At 61.7% G+C, this 20,729-nt stretch carries 21 protein-coding genes; 8 read left to right on the top strand and 13 right to left on the bottom strand.

All coding sequences use genetic code 11. The features are described 5' to 3' along the window. Positions 1-3: 3 nt before the first annotated feature. The gene (locus tag M0746_RS05720) at positions 4-285 is read right to left on the bottom strand and encodes a GNAT family N-acetyltransferase (RefSeq protein ID WP_203418892.1); all 282 of its coding nucleotides are present in this window, start codon (positions 283-285) and stop codon (positions 4-6) included. A gap of 640 nt (positions 286-925) precedes the next feature. On the opposite strand from M0746_RS05720, the gene oprI reads away from it, so the two are divergent. Continuing rightward, positions 926-1,177: an outer membrane lipoprotei OprI gene (gene oprI, locus M0746_RS05715; protein ID WP_003199355.1), complete on the top strand. Its 252-nt coding sequence runs from the start codon at positions 926-928 to the stop codon at positions 1,175-1,177. 126 nt (positions 1,178-1,303) lie between these two features. Here the strand turns inward: oprI and M0746_RS05710 are convergent, their stop codons facing one another. The 3 genes from M0746_RS05710 to M0746_RS05700 form a co-directional block, all read right to left on the bottom strand. Further along, the gene (locus M0746_RS05710; RefSeq protein WP_208940295.1) at positions 1,304-2,275 is read right to left on the bottom strand and encodes a L,D-transpeptidase family protein; all 972 of its coding nucleotides are present in this window, start codon (positions 2,273-2,275) and stop codon (positions 1,304-1,306) included. Between the two features lie 137 nt (positions 2,276-2,412). Next, a complete protein-coding gene (locus tag M0746_RS05705) occupies positions 2,413-2,706 on the bottom strand; it encodes a hypothetical protein (protein WP_003226812.1) in 294 nt (97 codons plus the stop codon). A gap of 57 nt (positions 2,707-2,763) precedes the next feature. After that, positions 2,764-3,369 (bottom strand): arylesterase, encoded by a 606-nt coding sequence (locus M0746_RS05700; RefSeq protein WP_258448461.1) that lies wholly within the window; start codon positions 3,367-3,369, stop codon positions 2,764-2,766. 10 nt (positions 3,370-3,379) lie between these two features. Here M0746_RS05700 and M0746_RS05695 point away from each other — a divergent pair, with 10 nt between their 5' ends. The 3 genes from M0746_RS05695 to greB are packed head-to-tail and all read left to right on the top strand — an operon-like array spanning position 3,380 to position 7,099. After that, positions 3,380-4,063 (top strand): ABC transporter ATP-binding protein, encoded by a 684-nt coding sequence (locus M0746_RS05695; protein WP_090284986.1) that lies wholly within the window; start codon positions 3,380-3,382, stop codon positions 4,061-4,063. Beyond that, a complete protein-coding gene (locus tag M0746_RS05690; protein ID WP_258448460.1) occupies positions 4,063-6,567 on the top strand; it encodes an ABC transporter permease in 2,505 nt (834 codons plus the stop codon). Before M0746_RS05695 ends, M0746_RS05690 begins: the two co-directional genes overlap by 1 nt. Before the next feature lie 34 nt (positions 6,568-6,601). After that, positions 6,602-7,099, top strand: coding sequence for a transcription elongation factor GreB (gene greB, locus M0746_RS05685; RefSeq protein WP_203418896.1), 498 nt, complete (start codon positions 6,602-6,604; stop codon positions 7,097-7,099). A gap of 6 nt (positions 7,100-7,105) precedes the next feature. On the opposite strand, the gene M0746_RS05680 is transcribed toward greB, so the two are convergent. The 3 genes from M0746_RS05680 to M0746_RS05670 all read right to left on the bottom strand — a co-directional run bounded on the left by M0746_RS05680 (position 7,106) and on the right by M0746_RS05670 (position 9,631). Beyond that, complete coding sequence (locus M0746_RS05680) at positions 7,106-7,414, bottom strand: hypothetical protein (protein ID WP_090284993.1); 309 nt, start codon at positions 7,412-7,414, stop codon at positions 7,106-7,108. 248 nt (positions 7,415-7,662) lie between these two features. Beyond that, entirely contained in the window at positions 7,663-8,097 is a 435-nt protein-coding gene (locus M0746_RS05675) for a DoxX family protein (protein WP_208940291.1), read from the bottom strand. A gap of 112 nt (positions 8,098-8,209) precedes the next feature. Next, on the bottom strand, positions 8,210-9,631 hold the full coding sequence (locus tag M0746_RS05670; protein ID WP_258448459.1) for a transglycosylase SLT domain-containing protein: 1,422 nt from the start codon (positions 9,629-9,631) through the stop codon (positions 8,210-8,212). Positions 9,632-9,855: 224 nt separating this feature from the next. On the opposite strand from M0746_RS05670, the gene M0746_RS05665 reads away from it, so the two are divergent. The 3 genes from M0746_RS05665 (at position 9,856) to M0746_RS05655 (ending at position 12,935) form a co-directional block, all read left to right on the top strand. Next, entirely contained in the window at positions 9,856-10,662 is an 807-nt protein-coding gene (locus tag M0746_RS05665) for a TatD family hydrolase (RefSeq protein WP_258448458.1), read from the top strand. A 213-nt stretch (positions 10,663-10,875) separates the two neighbouring features. Continuing rightward, a complete protein-coding gene (locus tag M0746_RS05660; RefSeq protein WP_258448457.1) occupies positions 10,876-12,357 on the top strand; it encodes a methyl-accepting chemotaxis protein in 1,482 nt (493 codons plus the stop codon). A gap of 212 nt (positions 12,358-12,569) precedes the next feature. Next, positions 12,570-12,935 (top strand): Mpo1-like protein, encoded by a 366-nt coding sequence (locus M0746_RS05655; RefSeq protein WP_007908547.1) that lies wholly within the window; start codon positions 12,570-12,572, stop codon positions 12,933-12,935. 1 nt (position 12,936) lies between these two features. Here the strand turns inward: M0746_RS05655 and M0746_RS05650 are convergent, their stop codons facing one another. From M0746_RS05650 to M0746_RS05640, 3 genes are all read right to left on the bottom strand, one after another. Then, a complete protein-coding gene (locus M0746_RS05650; RefSeq protein WP_208940287.1) occupies positions 12,937-13,731 on the bottom strand; it encodes an acyl-CoA thioesterase in 795 nt (264 codons plus the stop codon). A 231-nt stretch (positions 13,732-13,962) separates the two neighbouring features. Beyond that, positions 13,963-14,724 carry a CHAD domain-containing protein gene (locus tag M0746_RS05645; RefSeq protein ID WP_258448456.1) on the bottom strand — a complete coding sequence of 254 codons (762 nt, stop codon included), beginning with the start codon at positions 14,722-14,724 and terminating at the stop codon, positions 13,963-13,965. Between the two features lie 92 nt (positions 14,725-14,816). Beyond that, entirely contained in the window at positions 14,817-15,095 is a 279-nt protein-coding gene (locus M0746_RS05640; RefSeq protein WP_090285007.1) for a hypothetical protein, read from the bottom strand. A 213-nt stretch (positions 15,096-15,308) separates the two neighbouring features. Between M0746_RS05640 and M0746_RS05635 the strand changes: the two genes are divergently transcribed. Next, on the top strand, positions 15,309-16,346 hold the full coding sequence (locus M0746_RS05635) for a patatin-like phospholipase family protein (protein ID WP_203418905.1): 1,038 nt from the start codon (positions 15,309-15,311) through the stop codon (positions 16,344-16,346). Positions 16,347-16,467: 121 nt separating this feature from the next. Here the strand turns inward: M0746_RS05635 and M0746_RS05630 are convergent, their stop codons facing one another. The 3 genes from M0746_RS05630 to kdpC all read right to left on the bottom strand — a co-directional run bounded on the left by M0746_RS05630 (position 16,468) and on the right by kdpC (position 20,539). Further along, entirely contained in the window at positions 16,468-17,166 is a 699-nt protein-coding gene (locus tag M0746_RS05630; protein ID WP_258448455.1) for a response regulator, read from the bottom strand. Positions 17,167-17,214: 48 nt separating this feature from the next. Then, positions 17,215-19,866: a sensor histidine kinase gene (locus M0746_RS05625; protein WP_258448454.1), complete on the bottom strand. Its 2,652-nt coding sequence runs from the start codon at positions 19,864-19,866 to the stop codon at positions 17,215-17,217. Between the two features lie 127 nt (positions 19,867-19,993). Further along, the gene (gene kdpC / locus M0746_RS05620; protein ID WP_258448453.1) at positions 19,994-20,539 is read right to left on the bottom strand and encodes a potassium-transporting ATPase subunit KdpC; all 546 of its coding nucleotides are present in this window, start codon (positions 20,537-20,539) and stop codon (positions 19,994-19,996) included. Positions 20,540-20,729 lie beyond the last annotated feature (190 nt).

Genomic DNA, 20,729 nt, shown 5'->3' with positions numbered 1-20,729 from the left:
CGTTCAGATTTTCGCGGCGCGGCGCTGGTGGCGCTCCATGTAGCGCTCGACGTAGGAGCACGACGGGATCACCGTGTAGCCCATTTCTTCAGCGTAATTCAACGCACTTTCGGTCAGCGCGGCAGCAACGCCCCGGCCACGCAGGGCGTTGGGCACGAACGTGCGGTAGATATCCAGGGTCTGTTTTCCCAGATCCATATAGGTCAGATAGGCACGATGACCGTCCACGGTGGTCTCGAACTGATGACCAGCCTGGTCATGGTGGATGGACAACGCCTCGCTCATCACTACTCCTCGCGGGTCTTGGATTGTGACCCCTACCTTACCGATGTTTTCCCGGCGAAGGAACATCTACGCCACCCCGTGTCTGACGGACACCGAGAAGAGCCACACCGATCTCGCGCACCCTGACACCTGATAAATAGTAGGCACCATTGGCGGGAATGCTCAAGATGCGCTCGTCATTCGAGCGCGTTGCGCGGGGTGGCTCCCGGGGGACGCAGGACAGTCTCGGAAGAAGATCTTCGCGGGCCGCTCAGCTGAACATTGCCGGTTGTTGAGACTTGAGACGTGCAACCTTTTATAAAGTCACCTGAGCATCAAAAAGATACGCCAGGCCGCTCACGGAAACGGAACAAAAGTATCGACGAATTCATTTAGGCAGACTTTAGCCGAAGACGCGAAAAGAGCATCACAGTCAGGGAACTTTTTCCAATCAAGTCGCTCGGGGCGGGGCTTGCAGCTGGATGTTTTTTATACAGCGCAGTTAAAAGTTGCTCGAAAAAGAATCAACGCCTACAATTTTTTTTGCTTCTTGCGCTACGTCAGTTTACTTACTACAAGTAATGGGTAGTATGTACGCCGGCTATTTCCTCAATCGTGAGGAGACAGCTACTTAATTTGAAAGTCCTTGAAGGGGAACACGATGAACAACGTTCTGAAATTCTCTGCTCTGGCTCTGGCCGCAGTTCTGGCTACCGGTTGCAGCAGCGCATCGAAAGAAACCGAAGCACGTCTGACCGCTACTGAAGACGCAGCTGCTCGCTCCCAGGCTCGTGCAGACGAAGCTTACCGTAAAGCTGATGAAGCTCTGGCTGCTGCTCAAAAAGCACAACAGACTGCTGACGAAGCTAACGAGCGTGCTCTGCGCATGCTGGACAAAGCTAGCCGCAAGTAATAATCCCTCGGGATTGTTATCAGGCCGACCCGATTTTTTCGGGTCGGCTTTTTTATGCCTGATGCTTTTCTGCGGGCCATAAAAAACCCGTCGCTGCGTAACGCGGCGACGGGCTCGACTTGCGATTTACTGCTGCATGTCGATCGGCGTATTCGCAACAATCGGTGCCGAACCGCTCGGTGTGCCGATTTCCGTTGGCAGTCCGTCTTCGGCCGCGACCACGTCACGCACCACATCCCAATTCACACGCAGATTACTGGTGACGTCTTCACGCTTGAGCATCGCGTTGATGACCGCCGTGTGCTTGTCGACCACCGAAGGATTGCCCTTGTCGTCAATCGGCGTGTGGGCTTCCAGATAGACCTTGCCACCACTGCTGCCGAACTTGTAGGCATCGTTGAGAATGCGCACCGACGTGCCGACCGGCACCATGTCGGCCATTTCCAGCACGTTATTGTTGAACATGCGGAAGCAGCCGTGGCTGGTGCGCATGCCGATGCCGAACTTCTTGTTCGAGCCGTGGATCAGGTAACCCGGTGTGCCGAGGGTGAACTTGAACGGCCCCAGCGGGTTGTCCGGACCGGCGGGCACGACGTTTGGCAGCGGGTCACCATCAGCGGCGTGTTCAGCCTTGATCGAAGCCGGCGGTGTCCAGGTCGGATTGGGCGTTTTGGCAATGATCGAGGTGTGCGCTATCGGCGAGCCCCAGCCTTCACGACCGATCCCCAGCGGGAAGGTGTAGACCACGTTCCGGCCTTTGGGAAAGTAATAGAGGCGGTATTCGGCGAGGTTGATGACGATACCTTCGCGCGGCCCTGGCGGCAGAATGAAGCGCGTCGGCAACACGATCTCGGTGCCGGCGCCAGGCAACCAGGCATCGACACCGGGGTTGGCCGCGACCATTTCCGAGTAGCCCAGATCGTACTTCGTGCCCAGATCGGCAAACGTATCTTCGTATTTGGCTTTGATCACCTGCACCTGGCCGACGATGTCTTCGCCAGGCGGTGGCAGGGGAAGCTCCAATGCAGCAACGGGACCGGCCACACACAGGGCGGCAAGTGACAGGCAGCGGGTGACGGCAGGAAAGCGCGGCAACATCCGGAAAATCCTTCGCATGATCATCAAGGGTACAAGCGCGCGATTGTACACCGCGGCATGGGAATTCGGGGAGGTAGCGCGGCTATAGGCGACAGGGTGCGTTCAGTATGGGAGCGAGCCTGCTCGCTTGCACAGGGTCAGAGCTCGAAACGCAGCTCCGGCCAGATCGGCGAGGTGCCGCGCTTCTGCGATTCCAGAATGGCCCGGCACAGCGAACACAGGCGCTGATCCTGAAACACCCGGCGATCCACGCTCGACCAGCGCGGTTGCGCCGGCAACAGACTGCCGCACAAGGTGCGATCGGCCGAGCCGCCGAGTTCGAGCTGACGGGTCACCAGATGCACCCGCACTTCCTGGCAGGCAAACAGATCCAGCTGTTCGTCAGGCTCGATCAGTTGGTAGGCAAACAGGGACCAGGCAGGACGCGGCATCGGGGCCTCCGAATAAGGGGGCGCCACATTAGCCGAAAGCCTGCCGCTAGAAAAGCCTCATAACAGTGGTTTTAGCGTCGGCCAGACATTTTCCAGCAACTTGCCCTGAGCCCCGGCTGCCGGGTGCAGACCGTCGGCCTGCATCAGGTCCGGATGGCCGCCGACACCTTCAAGAAAAAACGGCACCAACGGGACCTTTTTCTCTTCGGCGAGCTTGCCGTAGACCTCGGCAAACGCATCGGTGTAACGCTTGCCGTAATTGGGCGGCAATTGCATGCCGAGCAACAGTACCTTGGCACCTGCCTGGCGAGCGCTGTCGATCATCGAGGTAAGGTTTTGTTGCAATTGCGTTGGCGGCATTCCGCGCAGGCCGTCATTGCCACCCAGCTCGAGGATCACCAGCTCCGGCTTATGCTCTGCAAGCAGCGCCGGCAGCCGCGCCTGGCCTCCCGCGCTGGTGTCGCCGCTGATGGAGGCATTGACCACTTTGTCGTCGAAACCCTCCTGTTTGAGCCGTTGTTCGAGCAACGACACCCACCCCAGGCGGGTATCCAGTCCGAAACCGGCGCTGATACTATCGCCGACGATCAGGACTGTACCCGCCGCTGCGTTCTGGGCCATGCACATCAAGGCCAGGCCAGCACTCAAAAACCACACTCGCATCGGATTCTCCATGGGCGCAAGCATTCTCACCGCGAAGGACCTCAGCAAAGTGGTAGCCAGCGCGGAAGGTGAACTGACTATCCTGCACGAACTCAGCCTGGAACTGAACAAGGGCGACAGCCTGGCCATCGTCGGCGCCTCCGGTTCGGGCAAATCCACCCTCCTCGGTCTGCTCGCCGGCCTCGATCTGCCGAGCAGCGGCGAAGTGGTGCTCGCCGGGCAAGGCCTGAGCAATCTCGACGAAGACCAGCGCGCGCGCATTCGTGCCGAACATGTGGGTTTCGTCTTCCAGTCGTTTCAATTGCTCGACAGCCTCAATGCACTGGAAAACGTCATGCTGCCGCTGGAGCTCGACGGCCGCAAAGATGCCCGCGAGCGCGCGACCCAATTGCTCGAGCGCGTCGGTCTCGGCCAGCGCCTGACCCACTCGCCGCGTCAGCTCTCGGGTGGAGAACAACAACGCGTAGCCATCGCCCGCGCCTTCGCCGCCGAACCCGACGTGCTGTTCGCCGATGAACCGACCGGCAATCTCGACAGCCACACCGGCGAGCGCATCAGCGATCTGCTGTTCGAACTGAACAAGGAACGCGGCACCACCCTGGTGCTGGTGACCCACGACGAACGCCTGGCCCATCGTTGCCGGCGCCTGATCCGTCTTGAAGCCGGGCGCCTGGTCGCCCCTCTGGAGCCTTGATGGTGCGCCTGCCGCTGTTGCGTCTGTGCAGTCTCGCGATACGCCAACTGTTGCGCGATGCCCGCGCCGGTGAGTTGCGCGTGCTGTTTTTTGCCTTGGTAGTGGCTGTGGCGGCGAGTACCGCCATCGGCTACTTCGGTGCCCGCCTGAATGGTGCCATGACCCTGCGCGCCACCGAGTTTCTAGGCGCCGACCTGGTGCTGGAGGGCAGCTCACCAGCGCGTGAAGAACAAATCCGAAGCGGCAGTGAACTGCGCCTGCAGCACGCGCAAGTGGTGGAGTTCTCCAGTGTCATCGCGACCGACAACGGTATTCAGTTGTCGAGTATCAAAGCCGTCGACCGCGCCTACCCGCTACGCGGCGAACTGAAAAGCGCCGCCGCACCCTTCGCGCCCGAAGAAGTGGGCGGCGAACCGCAACCCGGCGAAGCCTGGGTCGAGGCACGCCTGCTGACTGCACTGGATCTGCAAATCGGCGACAGCATCGACGTCGGCATGAAAACCTTGAAGCTGACGCGGGTACTGACCTACGAGCCGGATCGCGCCGGTAACTTCTACAGCCTGACCCCGCGGGTAATGATCAACCTCGATGACCTCGCCGCCACCGGTGTAGTGCAACCCGGCAGCCGGGTCAGTTACCGAGAACTGTGGCGCGGTGAACCGCAGGCGCTGGAAACCTACCGGCAACTGATCAAACCCGGGCTCGCCGCCAATCAGCGGATTCAGGATGCTCGCGATGGCAACCGGCAGATTGGCGGTGCCCTGGGCAAAGCCGAGCGTTATCTGAACATGGCCAGTCTGGTCGCGGTGTTACTGGCCGGGGTCGCGGTGGCGCTGTCGGCCAATCGTTTCGCCAGTCGCCGTTTCGACGCCAGCGCGCTGCTGCGCTGCCTCGGCCTGTCGCGGCGCGAAACCATGCTGTTGTTCAGTGTTCAACTGACGGTCCTCGGCCTGCTCGCCGCCCTCAGCGGTGCACTGCTGGGTTGGCTGGCGCAACTGGGCCTGTTCGCGCTGCTGCATGATTTGCTGCCGACCGATGTTCCACCGGGCGGCCTGTTTCCGGCAATTGCCGGGATCGGCACCGGGCTGGTGGCACTGGCCGGGTTTGCCTTGCCGCCGCTGGCCGCACTGGGTCGCGTGCCGCCGCTGCGGGTGTTGCGCCGCGACATGCTGCCGATTCCGTCGAGCACCTGGATGGTCTACGGCGCCGCATTGGGCGCGCTGGGCCTGATCATGTGGCGGCTGAGCCTGGATCTGTTGCTGACCTTCGCCCTGCTCGGCGGCGGTGTGGTGGCGGCGCTGGTCCTGGGTGGCTTGCTGTTACTGTTGCTGCAAAGCTTGCGGCGCATGCTCGCCCGTGCCTCATTGCCGTGGCGCCTGGGCTTGGGACAACTGCTGCGCCATCCGTTGGCGGCGGCGGGTCAGTCACTGGCATTCGGTCTGATTCTGCTGTCCATGGCCCTGATCGCCCTGCTGCGTGGCGAACTGCTCGACACCTGGCAGAACCAGTTGCCGAAAAACGCGCCGAACTATTTCGCACTGAATATCCTGCCGGGCGACAAACAAGCCTTTACCGATCACCTGATCAAAGTCTCTGCGCAAGCCGCGCCACTCTATCCGGTCGTGCCGGGGCGCCTGATCAGCATCAACGGCGAAGCGGTGCAGCAAATCGTCAGCAAGGATTCGGCAGGTGATCGTGCGATTCAACGGGATTTGAGCCTGACCTGGGCGGCGGATCTGCCGCCCGGCAACAAGCTCACCGCGGGTGAATGGTGGAAGGACCAGCCAGGCGACGATGTGCCGGGTGTCTCGGTGGAAGGCAAAGTCGCCGAAAGTCTCAAACTCAAACTGGGCGACCACATGGTGTTCAGCGTCGGCGGGGTCAACCGTGAAGCGCGAGTGACCAGCCTGCGCGAGATCAACTGGGACAATTTCCAGCCGAACTTCTTCATGATCTTCCAGCCCGGCACGTTGAAGGATCTGCCGGCGACGTACCTGACCAGCTTCTATCTGGCCCCCGGTCATGATCAGCAGATTGTCGAACTGTCGCGCACCTTCCCTGCGGTGACCATTCTCCAGGTCGAGGCATTGCTTGAGCAACTGCGCAGCATCCTCGCCCAGGTCACTCTGGCGGTGGAGTACGTGTTGTTGTTTGTCCTGGCGGCGGGGATGGCGGTGCTGTTTTCCGGCTTGCAAGCGACACTGGATGAGCGTATTCGCCAAGGCGCACTGTTGCGGGCGCTGGGGGCCGAGCGGCAATTGCTGATCAAGGCGCGACGCATCGAATTCGGCCTGCTCGGTGCGGTGAGCGGTTTGCTCGCGGCCATCGGTTCGGAAGTGGTGAGTCTGGTGCTGTATCGCTTTGCCTTCGACCTGCCGTGGCATCCACATCCGTGGTTGCTGGTGCTGCCATTGATCGGCGCGGTGCTGATCGGCGGTGCCGGCGTGTTTGGCACTCGTCGTGCGCTTAACGCCAGCCCGCTGACAGTGTTGCGCGAGGGTTGATAGACTCCAGCGGTCTCAATCACAAGAAGTTGCCATGAGCCGTTATCGCCCTCCCCGCACTGCCGGCACCGCGCTGATCACCCCTGAAGGTGAAGCGCGGATGCGCGCCGAATTTCATGAATTGTGGCATGTGCGCCGCCCACAAGTGACGCAAGCAGTCAGTGAGGCGGCTGCTCAAGGCGATCGTTCGGAAAACGCCGAATACACCTACGGCAAGAAAATGCTCCGCGAGATCGACAGTCGCGTGCGCTTTCTCACCAAACGGCTGGAAGCGCTGAAAGTCGTCAGCGAAAAACCCAGCGATCCGAACAAGGTCTATTTTGGCGCCTGGGTGACCATCGAAGACGAAGACGGCAAGCAATCGCGCTACCGCATTGTCGGCCCGGATGAACTGGATCTGAAACTCGGCCTCATCAGCATCGACTCGCCGCTGGCCCGCGCCTTGATCGGCAAGGCGCTGGATGCGGAAGTCCGGGTACAGACGCCGACAGGCGAGCAGCTGGTTTACATCGTGGAGATTGAATATCCGTAAAGCGCTTCAGCGCCGGGTGATCAGGCCCTGCCGCGCTACGCGGGTCAGTTGCTTGATCATTTCCGGCGCTTGTTCCGCGCTCGGCGCCTGAATCACCGCCAGATCGAAACTGTCACTGGCAAACCGCGCCAGCGACTCGCCGTCGTCGACAAACTGAATCAGGAACGCGGCCGGACCGCCGCTGCGACGTGGCCAGCCATCGAGATAACGCAACAGCGTCGGCTGGTGTTTGCCGCCAAGAAGAATTTTTGGATTGCGCTGGGTGATATGCGCCGTGATCGGTGCGGGACGTGCTGGAGGGCGTAGTGCATTCATCGTGTCGTGTCTCTGCCTCAAAAGTCTGCATGGCAGGTGAGAGGCAACACCGAACCAGCGCTTTAGCGGTATTTCGAAGCCCTGTTCCGGCTTCTGACGGCAACTGTCTGAGTCACCTGGCGCCCCGCAAGTAGCTGTTTAAATCGGCGCATGAGCAACATCCTAGATAACGTGACCGACCAGTGTCAAGAATCGCCCGCAACAAAAAAGGCCCGCACAATGCGGGCCTTTGCCTTGAGTTAGAGCGCTCAACCGGCGATGGCGCGATCCGCCGAGAGTTTGCCGGCGCCTTCGATCAGCACCGCGATGCTGCCGGCCAGCAAGGCCAGGGCGAACTCGTAACCGTTGTTGGCCATGAACAGACCGTTGCCGATGTGCACCGAGAAGATTGCCACCAGCGAAAGGAACGCCAGACCCAGCGCCGCAGGACGCACCAGCAAGCCGATGATCAGTGCCAGACCGGCGAAGAATTCGGTACCGCCAGCCAATGTCGCCATCAGGTAGCCCGGTGTCAGACCGATACTTTCCATCCATTGCGCGGTGCCCGCCAGACCGTAGCCACCGAACAGGCCGAACAGCTTCTGCGAACCGTGCGCGGCGAAGATCACGCCGACCGCGATGCGCAGGACAGTCAGGCCGTAGCCAGCGCGGGTGAACAGTACTTTGTTGATCAGAGAGCTCATGGGGCGTTCCTTGTTATTGCGAGAGGTTTTATGTGTTGGTTGGCCGCTATATTAATCAATAAAACTCATGTTAAAAGCGCAAAAACTCCGCCATAACAATCGATTTATTAGATCACTTTCGTGTGGCGACTTTTTGCGACCCGGGCTCCAACGACTCCCGTTCCCGGTCGTACGCCAAGTAGTACTTGTTCACGCTATTAACATAGCTGACGGCGCCCATCCCCACCTGCTCCATGGCAATGCGCTCGACCTGAAAGAACCATTGATTGGGGTTGAGCCCGCGCCGCCGGGCTTCGGCGCGCATGCCCTGTACGCGCTCGGGGCCGATGTTGTACGCCGCGAGGGTGAAGGCCATGCGTTCACGCTCGTTAAGCTTGGGGCTGTTGAAGAATTTGCGACGGATCATTGCCAGGTACTTGGCCCCGGCCTGCACATTGGCATCGAGATTCTGGATATTGCTCACGCCGACACGCTGGGCTGCCGACGGCGTGATCTGCATCAACCCGGTCGGGCCGCTGCCGCTGCGGGCATTGGGTTGCAGACGTGATTCCTTAAAGGCTAGCGCCGCCAGATTGAGCCAGTCCATGTTCTGCGCCTGGGCATGTTTCTGCAAAGTCGGGCGCAGCTTTTCCAGGCGCTGACGGTCGGCCTTGGCCAACGGATAGTGGACCTGGTACAGGCGTCGATAGATGCGCAGAAACGCGGCGTCTTCGTTCGAGGGCTTCTTGTAGCCGCTCAGAAAGCGATCGATGCTGGCACGCAACATCGAGGCATCGCGGCGCACGAACCAATGCTCTTCGCCCGGCTCGCTGATGACCAGTTGGCGATCCAGGCGCAGCTTGGGCAGAATCTTGCCCCAGCGTTCGGCAATCGGCAGTTCGACGACGGTCAGGTGAAAGATGCCGCCCTGAACCATTTCCAGCACGTCTTCCACGGCCAGCGTCGGATCGACCCATTCGATGTTGATCGGCGCCAGTTTGTGCAGCGCCAGTTTCTGATTGAGCTGACTGACCGCCTCCCCCGCCGCGCTGCCGGTGGGCAACGCCAGGGTCTTGCCGGAGAGTTGTTCAACCTTGGTATAGCGCCGCTGGCCCTTGATGCCGACCAGTACCAACGGCACGTCACGGGCGATCGGCTCGCTGCTGGAGACCGCGTAGCCACCCGGCAAGTCCATCAATTCACCGGGCGCGACCATGTCGCCTTCGCCACGCTGCAACGCGCCGAGCAACTGGTCCTTGGCTTTGGGGATGATCTTGAGGGTAACTTCCTGGCCGTCGCGGGCGTGGCCATTGAGATATTGCTCGAAGGCGCGCAGGCGATGGTATTCAACGCCGATGGTCTGGCCTTGAACCTCACCGGAGCTGTTACGGCTCTGATTGACCAGCACGCGCAGGACACGGCTGCTGCGGATCTCGGACAGGTCACGGACCTTGGCCGCCGGCACGGCTTGCAGTGGTCCGGGCAGGCGCGCAAGCGCCGTCAGCGGCAGCAGCAGCGAGGCGCACAACAGCAGCAAAACCGAGGGACGATGCATCCACTCTCCGAAAAGAATACGGGGCGATTTCAAGCGAAATCACCGACGAAAACAGAGCGCCTGGAGCGCTGGTAAAGTGCGAAAGACTGGCACAGTGATGGCATTGTCGCCACCCCGGGACTCTCGCGGCCTCAACAGACAGCCATAAGTCGTTGTAGTTCTTGGCTTTTCTTATGAATCTACAGCTCTGGTATGCTTTCCGGCCTTCGGCCCGAGGTAGCACCATGCAACTCATCGATATCGGCGTCAACCTGACCAACCCCAGTTTCGCCGACAAACACGCGGCGGTGCTCGAGCGCGCCTATACGGCCGGCGTCTGCCAACTGGTGCTGACCGGCACCAGCGTCGAAGGCAGCGAACAGGCGCTGGAGCTGTGTCAGCAACTGGATGACAGCGGCCAGCGGCTGTTCGCCACCGCCGGCATTCATCCGCATTCGGCCAGCGACTGGAATGCCGACAGCGCGCGACGTCTGCGCAGTCTGCTCAACGAAGCCAATGTGGTCGCCGTGGGTGAATGCGGGCTGGATTTCAACCGGGATTTCTCGCCGCGCCCGCAGCAGGAGAAGGTCCTCGAAGAGCACTTGGCGCTGGCCGTCGAGTTGCAATTGCCAGTATTTCTACACGAGCGCGATGCCAGCCAGCGCCTGCTGGAGATCCTCAAGGATTTTCGCGATCAACTGCCCGCCGCCGTGGTGCATTGCTTCACTGGCGAGCGCAAGGCGTTGTTCAGTTACCTCGACCTTGATCTGCACATCGGCATCACCGGCTGGATCTGCGATGAGCGTCGCGGCACGCACTTGCATCCGCTGGTGAAAGAGATCAAACGCGGACGCCTGATGCTGGAAAGTGATGCGCCCTATCTGCTGCCACGCACGCTGCGACCGAAGCCGAAGAACGGCCGCAATGAACCGGCGTATCTGACTGAAGTACTGCGCGAAGTGGCGTTGCATCGTGGTGAAACCGAAGAGGATCTGGCGGCGCATACCACCGCGTGTGCACGCGCGTTTTTCAACCTTCCCACCCTCATCTGACCCACCCGAAGCCCATGTAGGAGCGAGCCTGCTCGCGATAGCGGTGGGTCAGTCAACAAATCTTGCCTGACATTCCGCTATCGCGAGCTGGCTCACTCCCACATTAAGGCGGGACCGCCTCATCTGTTGATTCATATCAAGGTCTATTGATCTGCATAGCGGCACAATAATGGCACCTTGCCAAAACTGTTTCCGCTATCAGAGAAGACCTCCATGGGTGCCTGGCTTAGCAATATCTCGCTGAAATACAAATTCTGGGCGGTCAATGCGGTCGCCTTTGTCACCACCCTGCTGCTGGTGTTGTATGCCGTGCAGCTCGAACAACAGGCTCGCAGCCACGCAGCTCAAGCGTCCGCGCAGGCGCAAGCGCAGTTGCTCAAGGCTTGGCCGGCGGGTCAGCCGCTGCCCCAGGTCGAGCAGGTGCTGAGCTTCAAACGCGGCGAAGCACCGCGGCTCAACGGTCAGCCGCTGCTGGAAATCACCGGCAGCAACGGCTGGAATGCAATTGATGCCCTGCCCTTGTTCGGCGACAACCCGTTGCTGGGCGCCGAAGTGTTCAGCCGCGCCGATGGCGAACAGGTTGCGGTGATCGCCTATGGGCCGAGCCTGAGCCAGGTGTTCAGCGAGCGTTTTAGCCACTACGCGGTGGCGGTGTTTATTCTGATGCTGGCGATGCTCGGCGCTTCGCAATTGCTGATCCGCTTTTTGCTGAGCCAGCTCAACACCTTGAAAGACGTCATGCTGCATGTCGAGAAAAGCGGCGATCTCAGCGCGCGGGTGCCGCTGGCCGGCAACGATGAAGTCGGGCAAATGGCCAACGCGTTCAACGCCATGCAGGCCGGTTATCAGCGCGTGGTCAGCACCGTCGCCAGCACCGCGCGGCAACTGGATGTCGGTGCCGCGCGACTGGCGTCGAGCATGAACGAGGTGCGCCACGGCATGCTCGGCCAACAGAGCGAGACCGATCAGGCGGCCACCGCGATCAACGAAATGACCGCCACGGTTCACCACATCGCCGAACACGCTGGCGCCACCCGCGACCTGTCGCAGACCGCCGATGGCCTGGCTGGCAGCGGCCAGCAAGTGGTTGCCCGGGTGCAGCATTCGATTGCCGGGTTATCCAGCGGCGTGCAGCAGACCGCAGAAATGATCCAACGCCTGGCCGAAGACAGTCAGAAGATCAACGGCGTGGTCAGCGTGATTCACAGCATCGCCGAACAAACCAATCTGCTCGCCCTCAACGCGGCCATCGAAGCCGCGCGCGCCGGCGAGATGGGCCGGGGCTTTGCGGTGGTCGCCGATGAAGTGCGCAATCTGGCCAAGCGCGTGCAAACCTCGACCGACGAGATCACCACCATGGTTTCCGCGTTGCAGGCTGGCACCCGCGATGCGGTGGATTTCATGCAGGAGAGTTCGTACAAGGCCGACGATTGCGTGCAGCAGGCGCAAGAGGCCGGCGAGGCGCTGGCGGAAATCACCGGGGCGGTGGCGCAGATGCGTGAGAGCAACACGCAGATTGCCGTGGCGGCGGAGCAGCAGAGCCAGGTCGCCGAGGAAATGAACCGGGCGGTGGTGAGCATTCGTGATGTGACCGAGAACACCGTGCAGCAGACCGTGGATTCGGCGACCACCAGTAATGAGTTGGCGACGTTGGCCGGGGAACTCAACAAGGCGATCGGGCAGTTGAAACTCTGAGTCCATTTTCGCGAGCAGGCTCGCTCCCACAAGGATCCGCGGGCGCCACGCATTCAATGTGGGAGCGAGCCTGCTCGCGAAGGCGCCTGATGGATCGACATCGAATCCACCCATGACGCCTATCACTCCAATAGCCAACCTTGATTCGCCGCCCTGCGCGCCCGGGCCTATTCTTCAACCATGAGTTCAAACATGGATTAAGGAGTAGCAACATGGGCAAACGTCACCCCAATCTTCCCGCGTGGCAATGGCGCGCCTACCCGGGCAATCACCAGCACCCGACCAATCTGGTTTTGCATCTGATTGCCGTGCCGCTGTTCATCGTGGCGTTTCTGCTGATCGTGTCCGGGGTGTTCAGCCTGAGTCTGGCGAGTGTCGCCATCGGTGTGATCGGGATTGTCGCGGCGCTGGGTCTGCAGCGCCATGGCCACAGCCTGGAGGCGCAAGCCTCCGAGCCGTTCAGTGATCGCAAAGATGCCGTGTCGCGATTGCTGGTCGAGCAGTTTCTGACCTTTCCGCGATTCTTCCTGAGTGGCGGCTGGTGGCGCGCCTGGCGTGAACGCCACCGTCGGCATTGACTCAGGCGAAGATCGTCACTGTCTGTCGGCTCATCGCAATCAACTCGCCTTTCGCGCTCCACAATTTGGCCGCGACATGACCATAACCGTCAGCAGCGTATTCGATATCGGCCAGGTACTGGCACCAGTCCAACGTGCTCAAATCGTGTAACGGCTGCACGAACTCGATCGTCCAGGTCAGCGTGCTGCCCGGTGCAGGTTTCTTCAGATACGGCAACAGCGCCGGCGGCCAGGCATCGACCAGGGCCAGCAGATGCGCCTCGTTGACTGGCTCTTCCTTGACATCCCCTCGCAAGCGCACCCAACCGCCCATCAAGCGCGACGCAATGCCGGTAAACGGCATGCCGCCAACGCTCCAGCGCATCGCCAGATGGCGCATGAATTCCGGGGTCACGCCTTTGATGTACGGCAATTCCTGACATTCGTCCCAGTGTTTCATCGACGGCGCCGGATACGCCTCGACCGCTACCTCCGAAGGCCGCGAGGCACCGAAGCTGCCTTGCACGATCGTCACCACCTGCCCGTTCTGCAACGCCCGGCCCAACACCTGGCTGACGGCTTTACCTTCACGCAACACCTCCACTTCGAAGCTCACCGGCACGCCCGGCTCCACCGGCCCGACAAAGGTGATCGCCAGCGAACGCACCGGGCGCTCTGCCGGCACTTTGCCGCGCATCGCCTCATATTGCAGCGCAGCCACCAGGCCACCAAAACTGGCCCGGCCCTGGCCCCATTCGGCAGGAATCGTCACTTCAGGTTGTTGGCGGACAGCATCGAGCAGATCGCAAAAGCGCATGACAACCTCGGCAAACGGGAAAGGGATGCGCGGATCTTAACCAGACCCGCCGCGCGCCGCAGCGTCTATTCCGGTCAAATGGGCTGACAGAAAGGCCTTGGCGCCCTATACAGCCCGAAGCCCTCTGTAGGAGTGAGCCTGCTCGCGATAGCGGTCGGACATTCAACGATGGGTTGGCTGACAGATTGCTATCGCGAGCAGGCTCACTCCTACCGGGGGATCGGTGTTGTTTCAGGAAGATTTGAAGCAGTCGGCATCGAGCTTTTCCAGCACTTGATCAGCCTTGAGCTCCGCCTTGATCAGACCCGCCTGCCACGTGGCGACACACGGTTGCAGATCCGCTTCCAGTTCGGCCTTGGCCAACCACTGCCAGCAATCGTGCCAGTCACCCAGCGCACCCTGCGCAGACTTCAAGCGCTTGTACGCCGCGGCGGGCAAACGGTCCAGTTCGGGATAGGCTTCGATGCCGTAGCGCACGCGTTTGATCAACAGGCGCAGGCGATGGCGGTCATGGGCGGGATCATGCAATGCGTCCTCGAGCTTCTGCCACTGCTTGCCCAGACGTTTTTCAATGCGCTTGTCCAAGCCTTTGAGCAGGCCCTGACGCTGAGAAGCGCGCAAAAACCGCGGAAACGCATCGAGGATCATCATCAACGACGCCACTTCATTGCTCGCCGCCAATGCCGGATAGGCCTCGGCCATCTGCGCCATGCGGCGCTCGGCGGCTTGCGGCTGATCATGTTTGAGCAGGTACGCCGCCAGCACTTCGCGATCGCGCCACGGTGTGGTCAGCTCACCGACGGCAGACGCCGCGTCTTCAAGCTGCTCGACACCCGGCAAGCCGCGCAGCGGTCGCAACAGACTGCGCAAGCGTCGCACGGTGGTACGCAAATCATGCAGCGCCTCGGGATCGGTCCTCGCCGTCATACGCGCCTGACAAGCCAGCAATCGCACTTCCAGGCTCAGGATATGAGCCACCAACCGGTCAATCATGGGGGTCTACTCCGTAGACAGCTTCAAGTGGCGAGCTACAAGCTGCAAGCTGACCGCGTACTGACTTGAGCTTGCGGCTTGCAGCTGCCGTTTTAACGTCCTGCGCGGGATTCGCGGATGTAGAAACGCGCTTTCTCGGCTTTCTTGCTGCAGCCTTCGAAGCCTTCGAATTGCTGCTGGGTCTTGGCCGCGGTCAGCAGCGACAAGGCTTTGGAATAGCTGACGGTGCCGGCAAAGCCTTCGGCCTTGGCCAGGTCCAGCTCGTGCCAGGCGGCGTCGAGCTGGCTGCCACAGCTGTCGCGGTAAGCGGTTTTACCGGCGCAACCGGCCAATGCCAGCGCCAACAACGGCACACAGATCCAGGCTTTCATCAATCACACCTCAAAATAGGTCAACAATCGTGCAGGTAAGACGGCCAGGCGGCGAAAAAGTGCCTTGCCGGCGCATGAAACAAGCGGCTGAAGAATAGCGCTGAAGCGCGCCGCAAGGGCAAAAAAACGACGTCACTGCCACCCTCCGCGACCTTGGCGATTGAGCCGGCTCGGTGATCAGTGCATTGTGCAGGCTTGCCGGGAGGAAGCTGGATGAAAAAACGTGTCGCACTGGTGTTGGGTTCCGGTGGCGCCCGGGGCTATGCCCATATCGGCGTCATCGAAGAAATCGAGAAGCGCGGTTACGAAATCGCCTGCATCGCCGGTTGTTCGATGGGTGCGGTGGTCGGTGGGATCTACGCCGCAGGCAAGCTTGATGAATACCGCAACTGGATCGAGCGCCTCGACTACCTCGATGTGCTGCGGCTGGTCGACGTGAGCTTTCGCCTTGGGGCGATTCGCGGCGAGAAGGTCTTCGGACAGATCCGCAAGATCGTCGGCGAGATCAATATCGAAGACTTGCGCATCCCCTACACCGCTGTCGCCGCCGACCTCACCAACCAACAGGAGATCTGGTTTCAGGAAGGCTGCCTGCATCAGGCAATGCGTGCCTCGGCGGCGATTCCCAGCCTGTTCACGCCGGTGATGCAAGGCAATCGCATGCTGGTCGACGGCGGCATTCTCAACCCGTTGCCGATCGTGCCGGTGGTGTCGAGTCACTGTGACCTGATCATTGCGGTCAATCTCAACGCGACCAACCAGCGCCAATACAAACTGCCGGTCATTGAGCGCCCGCCAGCGTTCCGCTCGCGTTTTGACAGCCTGATCAACTCGCTGGGCTCGAAGTTGCCGTTTCGCCGTAAACAGGCCGAGCAATTATTGAAGCTCGAACAGGAAGCGCTGCGTGCCGAGGCGGCGGCCATCAATCCCTGGCTCGAAGGCGCCGAACCGGAAAGCCAGCAACCGGCCGCCGCGCCCGAGCGTGAAGGTGCGCCAAAATCCGCGACGGGTTCTTTCATCATCGACAACGTCGGCCCGGCCTCGCTGCTTGATCTGATCAACCAAAGTTTCGAGGTCATGCAGACCTCGCTGGCGCAGTACAAGATCGCCGGGTATCCGCCGGATATCCTGATCAACGTGCCGAAGCGCGTGTGCCGGTTTTTCGAGTTTTACAAAGCACCGGAACTGATTGCGCTCGGGCGCGAGATTGCCAGCGATACGCTGGATCGGTATGAGCAGGAGCAGGGTTGAACACTGAAGTTTTTCAGTGATTTTGCCGGCCTCTTCGCGAGCAGGCTCGCTCCCACGGGGGATGCATTCCAAATGTGGGAGCGAGCCTGCTCGCGAAGGCGTCAGACCAGGCGCCACATCCCTACAGACCAACCTCATTCAGCAGGCGATAGCCCACCCCGGCTTCGGTCACGATAAACCGCGGCCGCGTCGGATCATCCGCCAGTTTCTGGCGCAGATGGCCGACCACGATCCGCAGGTAGTGGCTGTCCTCGGTGTGCGTCGGTCCCCAGATGTCCTTGAGCAATTGCTGCTGGGTGATCACCCGCCCCGGATGCCGCGCCAGTTGCGCCAGCACCGCGTATTCCTTGCGGGTCAGCGCCACTTCGACACCATCGAGCAGCACCCGCCGATAGGCCAGATCCACGGTCAACGGGCCGAAGCTCAACGCGGCCTGCTGCGCCTCCCCCGTCGGTGCCTGACGGAGCAAGGCGCGAACCCGGGCGAGGAATTCCTGAATGCCGAACGGCTTGGTCACATAGTCATTCGCACCGCCATCCAGCGCCTCGACTTTCTGCCCTTCGCTGGCGCGCACCGACAGCACCAGCACCGGCGCTGTGGCCCATTCGCGAAATTCGCGCAGCACTTGCTGGCCGTCCATGTCTGGCAGGCCGAGGTCTAGCACCAGCAGATCGGGCTTGTTCAGCGCCGCCTGGGCCAGGCCTTCGGCGCCGGTGCCGGCCTCGAGCACTTTGTAGCCTTGGGACGCCAGGCTGATGCGCAGGAACTTGCGGATCTGCGGCTCGTCATCGATGACCAAAATGGTCGCGGTCTGGCTCATGAATTCACATCAACACAAAAGAGTGGCAAGAGAGTAGCGCAGTCGGATTCACGCTTCACCGTCCATCCCCGGCTGCGTCTGCAATGGCAGGTGCAAGGTGATGCACGTGCCACGGCCATCGATACCGTCGGCGACGCTGATCCGGCCGCCGTGCGCGCCGACCATGCCCTGACAGATCGCCAGCCCGAGGCCCGTGCCCTGGCCGCCACGATCGCCGCGCGCGGCGGTGTAGAACATGTCGAAAATCTTCGCCCGCTCGTCCTCGGGAATCCCGGGCCCCTCGTCGCTGACCGAGAAATAAATTTCCTGATCATCCGCACCCGCGTTGAGCTGCAAGCGGCCGTGAACGGGCGAAAACCGTGCGGCGTTTTCCAGCACGTTGACCAGCGCCTGCTCGATCAGCGCTGCATGCACGTACAGCAACGGCAACTCGGCCGGCACCTCGGTGCTGACCTGCAACGGCGCGAGCACCGCGCGCAGACGGTTCAGCGAACTGCCGACGATGTCTGCCGGCGACACCCAGTCGCGCGCCAGTTTCAGCGCGCCGTGGCCGAGGCGGGTCATGTCGAGCAGGTTCTGGATGTAGCGGTCGAGGCGTTCGGCTTCATCGCGGGTGCCTTCGAGCAGTTCGCGGCGGTCCTCCAGCGGGATCGCTTCGCCGAGCGCCAGCAGGCTGTCGATGCTGCCGCGCATGGCGGTCAGCGGCGTGCGCAGATCGTGAGACACCGAGGCCAGCAAGGCACTGCGCAGTTGCTCGGTTTCGCCGTGCAGGCGCGCGGCCTCCAGATCGTCGGCCAACTGCGCGCGCGCCAGTGCCTGCGCCAGCGGCTGGCTCAACGCGGTCAGCAGGCGACGACGCTGGCCACTCAGGCTCTGGCCTTCTTTGGCGCACACGCCGAGCAGCGCCAACGGCCCGTCTTCGACTGAGAGCGGCCACCACCACCAACGCCCCAACGGTAGCGTGCCGGTGCCCATACCCGCCGGTTGATCATGCTGCCACGCCCAATCGGCGGCGGCGCGTTCGGCTTCGGTCAATTGCAGCGGGCCGCCAGTCTCGACTTTCCAGCCGCCCTGGCCGTCGCGATTGAGCAGGCACAGCTGCAGATCGTTCCAGCCATTGAGATGCTGCGCGGCGGCGCTGACCACGGCCTGGCGATCGGTCGCTGCAGTGAGCTTGCGCGACAGGTCGAGCAGTTCGCTGGTTTCTTCCTGGGTATCGCGCAGGGCTTGCAATTGCCGACGCTGGCGCGCCGCGAGATTGCCGGTCAGCGCGGCCATCAAAAGGAAAAACAGCAAAGTCAGCACGTCTTCTTCGCGTTGAATGCTGAACGAGAAATTCGGCGGAATGAATAAAAAGTCGTAGGTCAGAAACGACAGCGCCGCACAGGCCAGTGCCGGGCCGAGGCTGCTGCGCACCGCCACCAGCAACACCGCGGCGAGGAATACCAGCGAGATGTTCGGCAGCGGCAACACGCTCGACACCGCCCATGCCAGTGCCGTCGCCAATAGCGTCGCAACCAGCGCCAATGCGTAGTCGAACCACACCAGCGTCAGCGGACTGCGGGCATGCGGTTGCTGCGGTTGTTCATCACTGTCGAGAACATTGATTTCCAGCCCATGAGCCTGACGCAACAGCCGCGCAGCGAGTCCCCCACCAAACAAGCGTCGACGCAGGCGCGGCCGCGACTGGCCGACCAGCACCAGACTGGCGCGGCGTTCGGCGGCGTGCTGGATCAGGGTTTTCGCCACCTCGCCGGCACGCAGCAGCACCACTTCGCCGCCGAGGCGTTCAGCCAGTTGCTGGGCACTTTGCAGGCGCAGGCGCGATTGCTCGTCACGCACACTGCCGTTGTCGACATGCACCAGACTCCACGGCAAATGCCGACGCTGAGCGACGCGACTGGCGTGACGCACCAGACGTTCAGCCTGGGCATCGCCATCGACGCCGACCAGCAAGCGCCCGCGCACCGCCGGCGCGGCCTGACCGAGCTGGCGATAACCCTGCGCCAGATCGTTATCGACCTGCGCAGCAGCCGTTTGCATCGCCAGTTCGCGCAGTGCGGTGAGGTTGGTCTGGGTGAAAAATGCATCGATCGCCGCCCGCGCCTGTTCGGGCACGTAGACCTTGCCCTCGCGCAAACGCTCGAGCAATTCGCGCGGTGGCAGGTCGATCAGCAGCAGTTCAAAGGCTTCCTGCAGAACCCAGTCCGGCAGGGTTTCGCGGACCTGCACACCGGTGATGCCGCGCACCTGATCGTTGAGGCTTTCCAGGTGCTGGACGTTGACCGTGGTGAAGACGTCGATGCCAGCGGCGAGCAGTTCCTGAATATCCTGCCAGCGCTTGGCGTGACGGCTGCCGGGGGCGTTGCTGTGCGCCAGTTCATCCACCAGCACCAGCTTCGGTCGCGCTGCGAGGATGCCGTCGAGGTCCATTTCTTCGAGCATCACGCCACGGTATTCCGAGCGCAGCAGCGGTTGCTGCGGCAGGCCACCGAGCAACGCTTCGGTTTCAGCGCGGCCGTGGGTTTCGACCACGCCGGCGAGGACTTTCACGCCTTGGCGAAGTTGGGTGTGGGCGGCCTGGAGCATGGCGTAAGTCTTGCCAACGCCGGGGGCGGCGCCGAGGAATACTTTCAGCCGGCCACGGCCGTCACGGGGCAGGTCTGCTAACAGCGCGTCGGCGCGGCCGGAGTCGCTCATGCTGGGTCTCTTTTCCTGGTATTGATGCGGTGACTTTCAGCGCGCCTTCGCGAGCAGGCTCGCTCCCACCTATGGAATGCAGACTCCTGTGGGAGCGAGCCTGCTCGCGAATGGCCGCGCTGCCGATTCAGAGTTTTTGCAGCGCCCTGTTCAGCGCCAGCACATTCACCACCGGCGGCCCCACCAGCGGCTGTTCGATGTGCGCATCGAGCAGTTGCTGCACCGTCGACAGCGGCAGATTGCGCGCTTGCGCAACACGCGCCAGTTGATAGGCAATTGCCGCCGGAGGCAAGTGCGGATCGAGGCCGCTGGCCGAGGTGGTCAACAACGCCAGCGGCACCGGGCCCTGACCGGGAACCTGGATTTTTTTGGCCTCGTCGATCACTCGTGTGGCGAGCGCCGGGTTGCTCGGGGCGAGGTTGCTGGCGCTGCTGGAAACGGTAGCGAAGGCGCCGGCCGATGGCCGTGGGTGGAACCAGCCATCGCCGCTGAAATCCTGGGCGATCAGTGACGAGCCGCGGACTTTGCCGTCGGCGTCACGGACCAGACTGCCATTGGCTTGTTCGGGGAAGGCGATCTGGGCGATGCCAGTGACCACCAGTGGATAGGCGATGCCGGTGACCAGGGTCATCAGCACCAACAGGCTCAGGGCCGGACGTAGCATTGTGGACATTGGTTGATCCTCGAATTCGTTGGGCAAACTTTGGGTGGGGTGTCAGGGCGATCTTTTCCCCCTCACCCCAGCCCTCTCCCCCAAGGGGGCGAGGGGGAAAGGGAGCCGATCTTTGTACTTTTCAAAACCCGGGCTCGACTCGGTATCTCAAGCCGGCGTACCTCTCGCAAACACCTCCGTCAGTCCCCTC

It is taken from the genome of Pseudomonas sp. S11P7, from assembly GCF_023195435.1.
GTDB classification, from domain to species: Bacteria; Pseudomonadota; Gammaproteobacteria; order Pseudomonadales; family Pseudomonadaceae; genus Aquipseudomonas; species Aquipseudomonas fluorescens_G.
The sequence above is the reverse complement of the archived record's forward strand: the minus strand, read 5'-3'. Positions and strand labels throughout refer to the sequence as shown.

What these genes read in the sequence shown, in the direction of transcription:
- M0746_RS05720 (WP_203418892.1), bottom strand. Translation starts at nt 285, where the DNA reads ATGAGCGAGGCGTTGTCCATCCACCATGACCAGGCTGGTCATCAGTTC.
- oprI (WP_003199355.1), top strand. Translation starts at nt 926, where the DNA reads ATGAACAACGTTCTGAAATTCTCTGCTCTGGCTCTGGCCGCAGTTCTG.
- M0746_RS05710 (WP_208940295.1), bottom strand. Translation starts at nt 2,275, where the DNA reads ATGTTGCCGCGCTTTCCTGCCGTCACCCGCTGCCTGTCACTTGCCGCC.
- M0746_RS05705 (WP_003226812.1), bottom strand. Translation starts at nt 2,706, where the DNA reads ATGCCGCGTCCTGCCTGGTCCCTGTTTGCCTACCAACTGATCGAGCCT.
- M0746_RS05700 (WP_258448461.1), bottom strand. Translation starts at nt 3,369, where the DNA reads ATGCGAGTGTGGTTTTTGAGTGCTGGCCTGGCCTTGATGTGCATGGCC.
- M0746_RS05695 (WP_090284986.1), top strand. Translation starts at nt 3,380, where the DNA reads ATGGGCGCAAGCATTCTCACCGCGAAGGACCTCAGCAAAGTGGTAGCC.
- M0746_RS05690 (WP_258448460.1), top strand. Translation starts at nt 4,063, where the DNA reads ATGGTGCGCCTGCCGCTGTTGCGTCTGTGCAGTCTCGCGATACGCCAA.
- greB (WP_203418896.1), top strand. Translation starts at nt 6,602, where the DNA reads ATGAGCCGTTATCGCCCTCCCCGCACTGCCGGCACCGCGCTGATCACC.
- M0746_RS05680 (WP_090284993.1), bottom strand. Translation starts at nt 7,414, where the DNA reads ATGAATGCACTACGCCCTCCAGCACGTCCCGCACCGATCACGGCGCAT.
- M0746_RS05675 (WP_208940291.1), bottom strand. Translation starts at nt 8,097, where the DNA reads ATGAGCTCTCTGATCAACAAAGTACTGTTCACCCGCGCTGGCTACGGC.
- M0746_RS05670 (WP_258448459.1), bottom strand. Translation starts at nt 9,631, where the DNA reads ATGCATCGTCCCTCGGTTTTGCTGCTGTTGTGCGCCTCGCTGCTGCTG.
- M0746_RS05665 (WP_258448458.1), top strand. Translation starts at nt 9,856, where the DNA reads ATGCAACTCATCGATATCGGCGTCAACCTGACCAACCCCAGTTTCGCC.
- M0746_RS05660 (WP_258448457.1), top strand. Translation starts at nt 10,876, where the DNA reads ATGGGTGCCTGGCTTAGCAATATCTCGCTGAAATACAAATTCTGGGCG.
- M0746_RS05655 (WP_007908547.1), top strand. Translation starts at nt 12,570, where the DNA reads ATGGGCAAACGTCACCCCAATCTTCCCGCGTGGCAATGGCGCGCCTAC.
- M0746_RS05650 (WP_208940287.1), bottom strand. Translation starts at nt 13,731, where the DNA reads ATGCGCTTTTGCGATCTGCTCGATGCTGTCCGCCAACAACCTGAAGTG.
- M0746_RS05645 (WP_258448456.1), bottom strand. Translation starts at nt 14,724, where the DNA reads ATGATTGACCGGTTGGTGGCTCATATCCTGAGCCTGGAAGTGCGATTG.
- M0746_RS05640 (WP_090285007.1), bottom strand. Translation starts at nt 15,095, where the DNA reads ATGAAAGCCTGGATCTGTGTGCCGTTGTTGGCGCTGGCATTGGCCGGT.
- M0746_RS05635 (WP_203418905.1), top strand. Translation starts at nt 15,309, where the DNA reads ATGAAAAAACGTGTCGCACTGGTGTTGGGTTCCGGTGGCGCCCGGGGC.
- M0746_RS05630 (WP_258448455.1), bottom strand. Translation starts at nt 17,166, where the DNA reads ATGAGCCAGACCGCGACCATTTTGGTCATCGATGACGAGCCGCAGATC.
- M0746_RS05625 (WP_258448454.1), bottom strand. Translation starts at nt 19,866, where the DNA reads ATGAGCGACTCCGGCCGCGCCGACGCGCTGTTAGCAGACCTGCCCCGT.
- kdpC (WP_258448453.1), bottom strand. Translation starts at nt 20,539, where the DNA reads ATGTCCACAATGCTACGTCCGGCCCTGAGCCTGTTGGTGCTGATGACC.